The following is a 13,046-nucleotide window of genomic DNA, read 5'->3' as shown; positions in this document are numbered from 1 at the left end:
TCAGCCCTCCAGGAGAGTCGTGCGGTACGAGGCGGCGAAACGGTCGACGGCAGTGGCGTCGAGGGCGCGGCGGTCGCCGCGGAAGCCAAGGAACAGTTCGCGGCCAAGTCCCGCCACGCCGAGGGCGATCGGCACCGTCGGCGAGAGCGGCGGCGGCGAGAACCACGCCTCGGTCACCGCTCCGGCATCGCCGAAGTCCGGGATGGCCAGGCGCCCCAGGTTCGACAGCGCGGTGGTCTCGACGAACTGCCGTTCCACCAGCGGCAGCATCGAGGTGAGTCCGCGCTTGAGTGCCGCGGGCAGCTTGTTGCCGGGTTCCAGGATGTCGACGATCCAGCCGGCGGCGCCGTTCTCCTTCACCAATTGCGTTTCGTCCCGGACGATTTCGGTGGCCGTCGTGAGGTCGGTGACATCGGTGGGCACGAAGATCGTCAGATAGCTCGCGAAATTGGATACCACATGGTTCGACCATTCCTTGGCCCGCAGATTCACCGGCATCAGTACCGACACCGTGTCGGCAGGCTTGACGTCGCGGCCGGCGTTCCAGCCGATGATCGTCAGGGCATGCGCGGCGATCGCGACATCGTTGAGGGTGGCGCCCTTCGGTCGTTTGCCGGAGACCGTCGCCACCTCGTCCGCGGTCAGTTTCAGATGCGACACGATGTGGTCGCGGCCGGTCTGCATGCCGCCCTCCGGAGCGAGCCGCGCGATCCGGCGACGGTTCAGGATGTCCTTGCCCACCTTCGCGACCCGGGGTTTGAGGTCTTCGATGGATCGGGAACCGACCAGCTTGCGCAGGTTGCGGGCATCTTCCAGGGTCGGGCCGTCGAGGTCGATCGGGTCACCGGCGTACGCCTGCGCGATCGACGTGGTGAACCGCATGGCGCTCATCCCGTCGAATGCGGCGTGGTGGCAGTTGAGGATCAGTCGATCCCCACCGTCCTCGCGCACCAGCATCGCGCGGAAGGGCGGACTCGCGGACAGGTCCGGCGACAACGACTGCAACCGGTCCCGGGCCGGTCCGGCAGGCCCGTCAACCACCTCGAGTGCGAAAAAGTCGGCCTCGTCATCGATCTGCCAGGTCAGGGTCCGGGTCCCCAGGGTCGGCGCCCGCAGCCGGGCTCGCGAGAGCGGATGCGCCGCCATCGCCTCCTTGATCGCCCGGGTGAGCTTGTCGGCGTCGAGGCGACCGGCGACCCGGACCTCGAAATGCACCGACATCACCGCATCGTTGGCCAGATTGACAAATGCCTCGTCCAGCGAGGTGACCCTGAGTTCCTGCACGAGGACAGAATGGCAGGTCGGGCAGGAATGCGACGCGGATCGCGTCAACTTTCCGGCGATACGGCCTCCCGCAGGGGCATACGCCCTCGCGGGATGCCGTTCGGCCAGAAAATCTATGGCCTGGCCGGTTCCCGCAGGACGCTGAAGTGACGTACCGTTCCCGACAGTCCGGGCAATTGCTTCGGCGCCGACCAATGGGTCAGGTCGGCACTGTCGGAGTACAGGTACTTGCGTTTGGTGTAGGCGTCGAAGTACATGCGCCACTTGCCGTTCGGCAGTTTCACGACGGCCGGACCCTCCACCTTCGATCCCCAGTTACCGGGCCGCACAAAGGAATACGGTCCCACAAGGGTGGGGGAGACGGCGTGCTGGATGACCTTCCTGGTCTCGTTCTTGGTGAACGCGTGATACCGCGAGCCGACCTTGATCACGGTGGTGTCGATATGGTCGGCGCCGATGCCGAGGATCGGAATCGGCCAACCCCACTGCCGCAGTGAGGAATCGGTGGCGGTGAGCAGATACGGCACAAAGCCGCCGCCAGTGGACAGGGACACGATGATGTTCACCCGGCCACCGTCGACGAACCACTCGGGCGCCCACGCCTTGGTGGTGAACGGCGACAGCGACGGACCTTCATCGAACCCGGCCGACCCGGACAGCGGCGGTGGCGCCGATGAGCCCGTGCCGTCGCCGGTGCCATGCAGGAAGGCGCAGCACAGCGGCAGCGGGATGGTCCGCACATGCTGCCAGGTTCGGCGGTCGGTGCTGCGCGCGATACCGATGGTGGCGCCGGCGGCAGTGGTGTAGACGACGTAGTACCGGCCGTCGGCGTGCCGCATGATGCTCGGGTCCCGTACGTAGCCCGTCGGCGGCCGGTAAGCCGACTTGCGCACCACCGTGAAATCGGTCCCGTCGGCCGACTCGTACACGTCCATGTCGCGGGCACTGTCGTTGCTGAACCCGACCAGCGTGTATCGCCACTGCGGCGTCTCGTCGGCCCTGACGACTCCCGCGGACAAGCACAATCCCGCAGCGGCGAGCAGGGCGGTGAGCACCGCGACGACGGGCCTGCGAATCTCGGTCATCAGCACAGTGTCGCGCATCACCGGGTACCCGCGCCGGGCGACCCCTGCACTACGCGTGCGCCGGCCCGGTCATGATCGTGACGATCTCGGCGGCGTCGAACTCGTTGGGCAGGCCCCACTTCGCTTCGTAGCCGTACACCTCACGCAACGACCTCGCCGACTCGTGGCCTTTGAGGATGTCGAGATCGCCGGTGCTGATCAGTCCCGGATGCGGCACACCGCACGCCTCGGACACCTTGAGCAGGTCGCGCCGCAGCGTCCGGATGTAGTTCTCGGCACGATCGGCCTTGATGGTCGGATCGAGTCCGTGCGCGAGCCACTTGTCCTGAGTGGCGATGCCGGTCGGGCACTTGTCGGTGTGGCATTTCTGCGCCTGCAGACAACCGATCGACATCATCACCTCGCGCGCCACATTCACCATGTCGCAACCAAGTGCGAAGGCGACCACCGCGTTGTCGGGCAGGCCGAGCTTTCCCGACCCGATGAACACCACCCGGTCGGCGATCCCGGCGCGCGCGAACAACTCGTAGACGCGGGCAAATCCGAGGCGGAACGGCAATGCCACGGATTCACTGAAAATCAGTGGGGCCGCTCCCGTTCCGCCCTCGCCACCGTCGACGGTGATGAAATCGACACCGCGGTCGGTCATGCTCATCAGATCGACCAGCTCACACCAGAAGTCGAGATTTCCGACGGCCGATTTGATTCCGACGGGTACCCCCGTCTCGTCGGCGAGCATCTCCACCCAGTCCAGCAGTGAATCGGCACTGTCGAATTCGGTGTGCCGAGACGGGCTCGCACAATCCTGGCCCTCCTCGATACCACGGATCCGGGCAATCTCCGGGGTGACCTTGGCACCCGGAAGCAGGCCGCCCAGACCGGGTTTGGCGCCCTGGCTCAGCTTGATCTCGATGGCCCGGACCGGGTTGGCGGCCACCGTGTCCTTGAGTTTGGCGATGTCGAATCTGCCCGCTTTGTCGCGGCATCCGAAATATGCCGTGCCGATCTGCAGTGTCAGATCCGCACCGTGCAGGTGGTGCGGCGTCAACCCGCCCTCGCCCGTGTTGTGCAGTGCTCCGGCCTGGGCGGCGCCACGATTGATCGCCTCGATCGCTGCCGACGACAGCGAACCGAAACTCATCGCCGACACGTTCACCACCGATGCCGGCCGGAACGCCCCACGACGCTCCCGATGGCCACCGAGCACCTTCGCCGCCGGGATGACGTCGCCGTGCACTCCATGATTGACCTGCGTGGCAGGCGCGATGTCGGAGAACGTGCGGTGCTTGATGATCGGGTAACCCTGGGTGAACTCGGTGTCGTTGTCGGCACCGAACCCGAAGTAGTTGTTCTCCAGCTTCGACGACGCGTAGATCCAGCGCCGCTGATTGCGGCTGAACGGTCGCTCCTCGTCATTGCCGGAGACGATGTACTGCCGCAGTTCCGGCCCGATCTCCTCCAGCAGGTATCGGGCATGGCCGACCACCGGAAAGTTCCGGAGAACAGCATGATGTTTCTGCAGCAGGTCCCAGGCGGCCAGACCCGCTATCGGGGCCAACGGCAACACTTTTGTCCATTTTGATGACATAACCAGCACGCACCTTTCGGGGCTGCGAAAAGCGAACGGTCGGCTGCCATTGTTCACCATCGGGCAACCGCGCGGGCGCCATTGCGCCAACCCGGTCAAGCCGACCGAGTACCCACGAGTACGCGCGCGTCCCTCGGGTCATCGTCGCGTTCCGGCTATTTGGGGCAACGCGGCCGTCGCGGGCCACCGCCGATCACTACGCCTGTGCGGCGGCCCCACCGAGATAGGCCCGCTCGACGCGGCCCAGATCGGCCGACAGCGCGGATGCGTCGTCGGAAAGCACCACCTGACCGTGCGTCAGCACGACGCCGCGGTCGGCGACCTCAAGCGCCATCCGCACATGCTGTTCGACAAGCAGCACCGAGGTCCCGGTGGCGGCCACCTCACGCAGGACCGGCAGGATCGACTCGACTATCACCGGGGCCAGCCCCATGCTGAGTTCATCGATCAGCAGCACCTTCGGCTTTTGCAGCAGCGCCCGCCCGATGGCGAGCATCTGCTGTTCGCCGCCGGAAAGTTGCCCGGCGGCGATCTTCAGGCGTGGCCGCAGCGAAGGAAAATATCCGAGCACGCCCTCGATGGCGGACTTTCTGGCAGCGCGGGCGGCGGCGGGATTCCACCCGCCCACGGAGATCGCGAGTGCGAGGTTCTGTTCGGTGGTGAGTTTGCGGAACAGTGCGCGGTCATCGGCGACCAGGACCAGGCCCGATCGCACCGCGGCCCGCGCGTTGCCCGACGGCAGTACCGCACCCGCCACCTCGACCCGGCCTGCGAGCTGCGGCAGCAGACCGGCAAGCGTGGTCAGCAATGTGGTCTTGCCCGCGCCGTTCGGACCGAGCAGCGCCACAATCTCACCCTCGCCGATCGACAGATCCAGGCCACGTACCACCGGCGACGACGGCGCATAGCCCGCGGACAACCCGCTGCACTGCAGAACGCTCATGGATGCACCTTCTTGGTATCGACGGTGGTGGCGGTGGTCTCGCCGGGCGCGGCCTGCGCGGAGGCCGGCGTGCCCAGGTAGGCACCGACGACGGCCGGATCGCCGCGCACCTCGTCCGGGGTGCCGGACGCGATCACCCTACCGAGATCGAGAACGATGATGCGGTCGCAGATTCCGAGCACCAGATCCATGTCGTGGTCGACGAGCAGCATCGTGACCCCGCGGTCACGGGCCGCCCGCAGCCGCTGCCCGAGCCACTGGCTTTCCAGCGAATCGAGTCCGGCCGCCGGTTCGTCGAGCAGCGCCACCCGCGGTCGGCCGGCCAGCACCCGCGCCACCGAGACCAGTTGCCGTTGCCCCTGGGACAGGTCGGCGGCGCCGACGTCGGCGAGTTCGGAGATGTCGAGCAGGGCCAGCGCCGCTCGCACCGACTCGGCGCCGTGGCCACCGCTGTGGGAAGCCCCGACCATGATGTTCTCGGCGACGGTCAGTTCCTCATACAGTTCGATGTCCTGGAATGTGCGGCCGAGTCCCGCCCGGGCACGGCGGTGCGGCGCCCGCCCGCCGACCTCCGAACCGGCCAGCGCGATACGGCCGGTCGCGGGGACGAAACCACTGATCGCGTCCATAAGGGTCGTCTTGCCGGCTCCGTTGGGACCGATCAGACCGACGATCTCACCGTCACGGACCTCGAAGGTCACGTCGTCGACCGCGGTCACCGGGCCGTAGCGAACACCGACGGCGGTGGCCGCGAGCAGCACCCCGCCGGTCGGTGCATCGGCGGCGGGCGCGATGGTTCCGGCGTCGATATCCTGCGCGGCGTCGAGGACGGGCTTGTCGTCGCCGAGTTTGGTGCCGAAACCAGGAATCCGGATTTCGTGGATGTAGTGGGCGAGACCGTCCGGGTTGGCCATCACCGTCACCACCAGCAGCACGCCGGCGAGCAGTGCGTACCAGTCCCCGAAGTGCAGGTATTTCTCCATTGCGAAGTACAGCAGGCCGCCCGAGGCCATCACCCCGGCGAGGATTCCGCCGCTGATCGAGGTGACGCCGGCGATGTAGACGACCGCGAACAGGCCGATCCCGAGGAACACCGTGTACGACGACGCGTTGGCCAGCGTCTGCTGATAGCCGATCAGGGCGCCGCCGATACCGGCGATGAACGCCGAGATCGCGAACGCGGCGAGCTTCACCACGCCGACGTTGATTCCCGCCGCGGCGGCCGACCGCTCGTTGGCGCGCACGGCCAGCATCGACGCGCCCAGTGTCGAATTCCGCAGCCAGGCCACGCCCGCCACCACCAGCAGGAAGAAGACCAGACACATGATCCCGAACGCGGTGCGCGGATATCCTTCTCCCGCACCGATTTTCAGATCGATACCGAACAGCGACGGCTGCTCGATCGGCGCACCCTGCATGCCGCCGTTGAACGAAGGATTCCGGAACCAGAATGCCTCCAGGAACACCGCGAGCGCGATGGTGGCCACCATGAGCGGCAGACCGCGAACCCGTAGCGCCGGCAACCCGACGATCAGCCCGACCACACCGGCGATCGCCGCCGCCAGGATCGGCGCGATCGGAAACGGTATCCCCAGGTCGGTGGTCAGCCGGGACAGGCTGAACGCACCCACACCGGCCAGCATGAGCTGGGCCAGCGACACCTGTCCGGCATATCCGGTGATCACCACCTGCGACAGCGCGATGATACCGAAGATGAGTGAGGTGACCAGGGCGTTGCCCAGCTGACCGCTGGTGACCATCAGCGCAATGGCGATCACCAGGCCGCCGATCACCATGGGCAGCCAGATGTTCCGCGGACGAGGCGAGCGCCCCATGTCGCTGCGGGCGACCATCCCGCGGCTCGGCAGCGGCTGTCCGCGCACGAGCAGGAAGCCGATGATCAGGATCAGCGGAACCGCTTCGGCCACACCGGCGTCGGGGAACCATCCGATGGTGGACTGCAGGTTGGTGGCCTCCGATGACAACATGCCGATGGCGATGCCCGCGCCGACGGTCACGCCGACGGAGGCGAAGTTGCCGACGAGCGCCGCGGCGAGCGCGGGCACGATGAACATCGTGTAGGCCACCGGGTTGAGCGGAACGATCGGCGCGATCACGATGCCGCCGATCGCCGCCGTCGCCGACGACAGCGCCCAGTTGCTGATGGCGATCTTCTCCGGCGACAACCCGGTCAGCAGCGCGCCCTTCTCCGATTCGGCCGCGGCCTCGGTGGCAATACCGAATCTGGTGAACCGCAACACAAGTCCGGCGCCTATCGCCAGCGCCACGACCACGGCGGCCAGCCACAACCGGTCGACGGGCACCACGCTGTCGCCGATGGAGAAGGTGCCCGAGGCGAAGATTGCCTTCACCGTGGGTGCGTTGGTGCCCACGCGCAGGCCCAGCAGCGCCTGCAGGATCAGCATCACACCGATCGCGGCGACCGCCCGAGCCAGCAGCGGACTCGTCCGCATCCACCGAAATATCAAGAGATACAACACAACCCCGAGAGCCGACGCGATGACGACCGCCACCACCATCGCCGGCAACACGCCCAGCCTGCCACCCAGGTCGATCCGCGGTTCGAGGCCGGGGATCGGGTTGAGCAACTCCCCCTGCCGCAGATAGGCGTAGGTGTAGGCGGCGTACAGGGCAACCGCACCGGTGGCGAAGTTGACCACACCGGAGCTCTTGTAGGTCATCACCAGCGCGAGACCGAGCGCGGCGTAGACGGCACCATTGCCCAGGCCCAGCGCCAGGAATGCGAAATGGTCGGTCATGAGTCCTCTAAACGTGTCGGTAGATCAGGCGGTCACGTATCCGCCGATGTCCCGGCCGGTGCGTGCGGTGTGATAGCCGCACGCCCGGACCGGGACATCGGAGGGATTCATTCGCGGGTGAGCCCGCTACTTGTTGAGCACCGTACTGTTCTCGAACTTGCCGTTCGCCGCGACGTCGGAGGCGATGATCGCCTTGCCGCACAGCGGTGGCAGCATCGGCATCGCCTTGCCGTCACAGGTGAAGGTCAGGCCCGGAGCCGCCGGAAGCGGCACGTCCCTGGCGGTGGTGAGCGCGGTACGCAGATCATCGGAGGTGACACCCTTGATGTCCTTGCCGATTGCTCCGAGCGCCATGACCACCTGGTAGCCGAGGTAGCCCAGACCCTGCGGGTCGTCGTCGGGCGCGTACTTGGCCATGATGCTGCGGTACAGGATGACCGACGGGTCGTCGGACGACAGGTTCACCGAAGTGAAGGCCTTGGCGCCGATCAACTTGTCCTGACCACCGATGGCATCCCAGACCGGCTTGTCCAGGCAGCTGGCGATGAGGTACTTCTTCACGTCCGGGGCCACCGACTGCAGCACCTTCATCGACGACACGCACAGGCGGGTGTCACCGAGGACGGTGACCGCGCCGGGCTTGTCCGCGAGGCCCGCGGTGATCTCCGGCGTCGGGTCGGCCGAGGCGACCGGGACGACGACCACCTTGAGCTCGACCCCGGCCTGCTTGAAGATCGGGGTGGCCATGGCCTTCACCGAGGTGGCGGCGTCGCCGCTGTCACCGATGAGGACGGTGAACTTCTTGATGCCGTCCTTGGCCGCAGTCACGGCCTGCCCGGAGAGCACTGCCAGGGTGCCACCGGAGAGCATGTACGCGCCGGGCGTCATGAATTCGGCCCGCGACACGGGCGCCTGAGCAATGTAGGGAATCTTCGCGCCGGTGACGATCGGCAGCATCACCGCGCCCTGCGAGCTCAGCGGCGTGAGGACCGCGGCCACCTTCTTCTCCACCATCTCGTTGGCACACTTGGTGGCCGACGCCGGCTCCTCGGACTGCTTGCACACGACGAGCTCGATCTTGTGGCCGCCGATGCCGCCGCCGTTCTCGTTCAGGTACTTGGCCGCCGCCTCACCCGAGGTACGCAGCATCGGCATCTGCACCGCTCCGCCCTCGGACGCGATGAATCCGATCTTGATCGGATCGCCGGTGGCCGGATTGCTCGGCAGTTCGGTGGTCTTGCCGGCGGGATTGCTCGCCGAGTCGGAGTCGTCGTCGTCGGACGAGCAGGCGGTGAGCCCGCCGAACACGAGGGCACCTGCGGCACCGACAGCGACGGACGCACGCATGACCCGCTTCAGGGAGAGTGCAGTTTTCATGTGATCCCTTCGGAATGTATTGCCGGACAGCACAGTTCGACAGTCCAGGGCGATCCACACAGCCGGGCGGGGTCTCGCCGTTCCGCGGCTGCACCCCTCGCCCCATGCCCCCGTGGAGGCGTCCCGAGCCGAACAGTAGCCGAACGCCATCACATATATGTCCGAATGACACAATCGCGACATTCTCGCTCAACCGCTCCGTCACAAACCCCACCGATAGCCCCCGGCATCGCAATAATCTCCTCGCCGGGGGCTACCGGTGGGGTTTGTGCAACCGCTATCCTCCGACCAGCCCCATCCTTGGAACAGTTCGGAGTCTTCGTACCATGTGTTCCCGCGCTCGCCTGGCCACACTGCTGGTCTCCGCCGCACTCCTGTTCGTCACCGGCGGGCCGGTTCCCACCGCCGACGCCGATCCGGCGGGAGGTGCGTCCGGACGATCCTGGACCGCGGACTACCGGTCGACGCCCAGGTATCCCAAGGTCGCGGTCCAGCGTGACGTGGCCATCCGGATGAGCGACGCAGTGGTGCTCAAGGCCGACATCTACCGGCCGGCGGATCGGCGCGGCCACCCGATCGACACCAAGACTCCGACGCTGGTGAACCTCACCCCGTACACCAAGCTGATCTCCGCGCTCGGCGGCGTGGCCGCGGGCGACCCCATACTCTGGCCGGCCGTCGAGAAGTTCGTCGACTCGGTCAATCTGAGCGGCACCCCGATCGCCGGTGCCCAGCAGTTCCTCGGCGTCGTCAAAGGCGGCGCCATCCGGGCCCTCGGTGCCGACTACCGGCTCGTCCGGGACGGCTACACCCAGATCGTGGTCGACGTACGCGGCACCGGCTTCTCGCAGGGCACCTGGAACGTCTTCCAGCAGCGCGAGCAGCAGGACACCCTCGAAGTGATCGACTGGGCGGCGCGGCAACGCTGGTCCGACGGCAACATCGGTATGACCGGCGGCTCGTATTCGGGCATCAATCAGATCTACGCCGCCAACAAGAACCCGAAACATCTCAAAGCGATCTTCCCCGTCGTTCCGGGCGGTGACCTGGTGCATTCGATCGTCGCGCCGGGCGGCGCCGTCGGCATCGGCTTCCTGCCCGGCTGGCTCACCGCGATCAACGGCACCAAACTCATCCCGAACGTCGCGTCGATGCTCAACGGAACGTTCGACTGGACCTGGCTTAGGGACCGGGCCCGCGACCCGGGCACGTTCTACCCGCTCCTGATCGAGGCGCTGACCAACCCCAGCACCACCAGACTCTCGCCCGAGGTGGCGGCGGTGGTGAACCCGGACAGCGGTATCCGCCGCGCCTACCTCGACCATGCCGACCGAATCCGGGTGCCTACGTTCATCATCGGCGGTTGGTTCGATCTGTTCACCTACGACGAACTCGCCATGTTCAGCAAGATGCGGCTGCCCGCCGGGCAGAAGCAGCTCGTGATGAGTCCGACCTATCACGGGACCATGGGCGACACGATGGGCGGTGCCGGACAGCCACCACGCGTCGACGTGCTGCAGAAGGCATGGTTCGACAAGTGGCTCAAGGGAATCGACAACGGTATCGATCGGTTCGGGCCTGCCACCCTGTACCAGCACGGGAACGGCTGGAGCACCGCCACCGACTTTCCGCGGCCGGGGATGAGCTATCAGCGCATGTACCTGTCCGCCAAGCGCAGCGGTACCGCGCCGTCGGCCGCCCGTGACGGTTCGCTGATCCACCAGCCCGGATCGGCACGGCGACTGACCGTCGCGCCCGGGCTGAGCACACTGTGTTCGCGGGACTCCGCTCAGGCGCTGATCGGCATGACGGTTCCGTTCCCGGCATGCACCACGGACTCGCGGATCGCCGAGTCGGGGGCACTGACCTTCACCTCGGCGCCAGTCCGGAAGGCGACAGTGATCAGCGGTCCCACCAATGTGCGTCTGAATGCCGTGCACGAGGCCACTGACGGCTACTGGGTGGCCACCCTCAACGATGTGGCACCCGACGGGACGTCGACGCAGCTCACGACCGGTCAGACGGTGGCCTCCCTGGCCGCCTACGACCCGGCGCGCTCGCAGTTCGCACCCAATGGTGACGTCGTCGACCCGTACACGTATCTGTCGCTGGCCAAACGCACGAGGATCATTCCGGGCCGGCCGACGGCCGTCGACATCGGGCTGCTGGGCACCGACCTGTTGCTCAAGCCGGGCCACCGGCTGCGGATAGACGTGTACGCGATGAACATGGCCAAGGGACTTCCGTTGCGTCCCTTGCTCAACGCGTCGAAGCTGCGCCCGCAACACATTCAGCTCGACCCGTCCCGGCCGAGCTACGTGACAGTCGGCTCGTCGCAGCCACTGCCGTGACGGTTCAGCGCACCGGATCGATCAGCGCCGCCAGGCCGTCGAGGGTGCGGGCGAGCCCGAACTCCCAGGCGCGGCCGGCGTTCCAGGCGCTGCCCTGTGCCTGGCCCGCGGCGGCGCCGATGCGCACTGCCCGCCGATAGCGTTCGGGGTCGAAGGCCCGGGCAAGGATGGGCTGGTTGGCCGCCCACCAGTCGGCGTCGGACATCGCCGAATCGGTGGTGGTCCGGGCGGCGTCGTGCGCGGACCGGCAGTGCGACTGGACGAATCCGAGTAGGTAGGTGAGGGCGGCGTCGGTGTCGAGGTCCGACAGTCCGGTGCCGTCCAGAGCTTCCAGTTCGTGTTCGTACTTCGCCATCACGCCGGGCCCGAGTGGTGGTCGGCTCAGCGCGGCCACCTCGGTCAGCCACGGATGCGCGACCAGCAATCCGCGATTGTCGTCCGCCACCACCGTCAGCCGGCCGCGCCAGAGTTCCCTCCCCCACGGCCTGCGCTCCATGCGTGCGTAACAGGTGTCGACCATCAGATCGAGCAGCTCCGGTTTGCCCGGAACGTAGGTGTAGATCGACATCGCCGACACCCCGACGGTCTCGGCGACCGCGCGGACGGTAACCGCCGCCAGGCCGTGTTCGTCGGCGAGAGACAGTGCGGCATCGACGACCTGCCGGACAGTAACCGACCGCGCCGGCCCCTTACGTCGCGACGGGGCGGGTTGCTCACCCCACAGGAGCGCGAGAGTACGGCTGGGCTCGCCGGCCCCGGTGCTGTTGTCGGTCACGGGAACAATTCTGGCACGCTCCCGTTATACGATGTACATTATACAATGTATAGAGTACCCGAATCGAAGGAGCCGCCGTGCAGATCACCGCATCAGCCATTTCCGTCAACGTCGCCGACGTGCAGGCATCGTCCGAATGGGCCCGCAAATACCTGGGTTTCGACGCGGCCATGTCCGCGGACGGCTTCTGTTCGCTCGCCCATCCCGACGCCGGTTTCAACCTGATCTACCTGCGCACCGGCCTACCGACGTTCAAACCAGCCTCCGCGGCGGGCACCGCCACCGGGCTCCTCGTGGTGTTCACCGTCGAGGACATCGACGGTGACTACATGCGCCTGCGCGATGCGGGTGTCGAGATCGTCACCCCGATCGAGACCGAGCCGTGGGGCGAACGCTACTTCCAGATGGCCGACCCCAACGGAGTCATCTACCAACTCGTCCAATGGGTCGAGCCCCCCGACCCCACCCTCTGACGGGACCATCGGAAACTCCGCATATTGTCGCGCCGAGCGACACAAGGCGCGGAATCTGCGACGGCCGGCCGCGCGGCAGCAAGATCTGAGTGATTGGGTTCACAATTTGTTGGTGTTGTCGGTCACAAATTCGTTTTCATTTCTCATGTTTGATTGTTCACCAATACATGGAATATGCAGGAGATTTACCTAGAATCCACCGAGTTACCCGCCTGTTATCGGATCACCGCAGGTCACAAATGCGGCGTGACCCGAACGTTATTAACCGCTAATGTCGTCACCGGTCCGAGAATCGCACCGCCCAACACGGGGCGGACGACAGGAGGAAACAATGACCACCAGCATGAAGAAGTTCGCAGCCCGCGCCGGAATCATCGGCGCCCTGGCCGC

General features: G+C 66.5%; 9 protein-coding genes. 2 read left to right on the top strand and 7 right to left on the bottom strand.

Features of this window, described 5'->3' with window-relative positions:
* The 6 genes from KDB67_RS09100 to KDB67_RS09075 form a co-directional block, all read right to left on the bottom strand.
* Positions 1–1,284 (bottom strand): condensation domain-containing protein, encoded by a 1,284-nt coding sequence (locus tag KDB67_RS09100; protein ID WP_291015055.1) that lies wholly within the window; start codon positions 1,282–1,284, stop codon positions 1–3.
* 113 nt (positions 1,285–1,397) lie between these two features.
* Complete coding sequence (locus KDB67_RS09095) at positions 1,398–2,369, bottom strand: glycoside hydrolase family 43 protein (RefSeq protein ID WP_291015052.1); 972 nt, start codon at positions 2,367–2,369, stop codon at positions 1,398–1,400.
* Positions 2,370–2,418: 49 nt separating this feature from the next.
* Positions 2,419–3,957: an FMN-binding glutamate synthase family protein gene (locus tag KDB67_RS09090; protein WP_291015050.1), complete on the bottom strand. Its 1,539-nt coding sequence runs from the start codon at positions 3,955–3,957 to the stop codon at positions 2,419–2,421.
* A 196-nt stretch (positions 3,958–4,153) separates the two neighbouring features.
* Positions 4,154–4,900, bottom strand: coding sequence for an ATP-binding cassette domain-containing protein (locus tag KDB67_RS09085; protein ID WP_291015047.1), 747 nt, complete (start codon positions 4,898–4,900; stop codon positions 4,154–4,156).
* A complete protein-coding gene (locus tag KDB67_RS09080; RefSeq protein WP_291015045.1) occupies positions 4,897–7,680 on the bottom strand; it encodes a branched-chain amino acid ABC transporter permease/ATP-binding protein in 2,784 nt (927 codons plus the stop codon). Before KDB67_RS09080 ends, KDB67_RS09085 begins: the two co-directional genes overlap by 4 nt.
* Positions 7,681–7,806: 126 nt before the next feature.
* Positions 7,807–9,057, bottom strand: coding sequence for an ABC transporter substrate-binding protein (locus KDB67_RS09075; protein ID WP_291015043.1), 1,251 nt, complete (start codon positions 9,055–9,057; stop codon positions 7,807–7,809).
* Between the two features lie 326 nt (positions 9,058–9,383).
* Between KDB67_RS09075 and KDB67_RS09070 the strand changes: the two genes are divergently transcribed.
* Positions 9,384–11,408 (top strand): CocE/NonD family hydrolase, encoded by a 2,025-nt coding sequence (locus KDB67_RS09070; protein WP_291015040.1) that lies wholly within the window; start codon positions 9,384–9,386, stop codon positions 11,406–11,408.
* Positions 11,409–11,412: 4 nt separating this feature from the next.
* On the opposite strand, the gene KDB67_RS09065 is transcribed toward KDB67_RS09070, so the two are convergent.
* Positions 11,413–12,183, bottom strand: a complete 771-nt coding sequence (locus KDB67_RS09065; protein ID WP_291015037.1) for a TetR/AcrR family transcriptional regulator — start codon at positions 12,181–12,183, stop codon at positions 11,413–11,415.
* A gap of 77 nt (positions 12,184–12,260) precedes the next feature.
* Here KDB67_RS09065 and KDB67_RS09060 point away from each other — a divergent pair, with 77 nt between their 5' ends.
* The gene (locus tag KDB67_RS09060; RefSeq protein ID WP_291015035.1) at positions 12,261–12,656 is read left to right on the top strand and encodes a VOC family protein; all 396 of its coding nucleotides are present in this window, start codon (positions 12,261–12,263) and stop codon (positions 12,654–12,656) included.
* The last annotated feature ends 390 nt before the right edge of the window (positions 12,657–13,046 follow it).

It is taken from the genome of Gordonia sp. (in: high G+C Gram-positive bacteria) (assembly GCF_020438995.1).
In the GTDB taxonomy this organism is placed as follows: Bacteria; Actinomycetota; Actinomycetes; order Mycobacteriales; family Mycobacteriaceae; genus Gordonia.
Note: the sequence above shows the minus strand (reverse complement) of the source record. Positions and strands in the feature narration are given on the sequence as shown.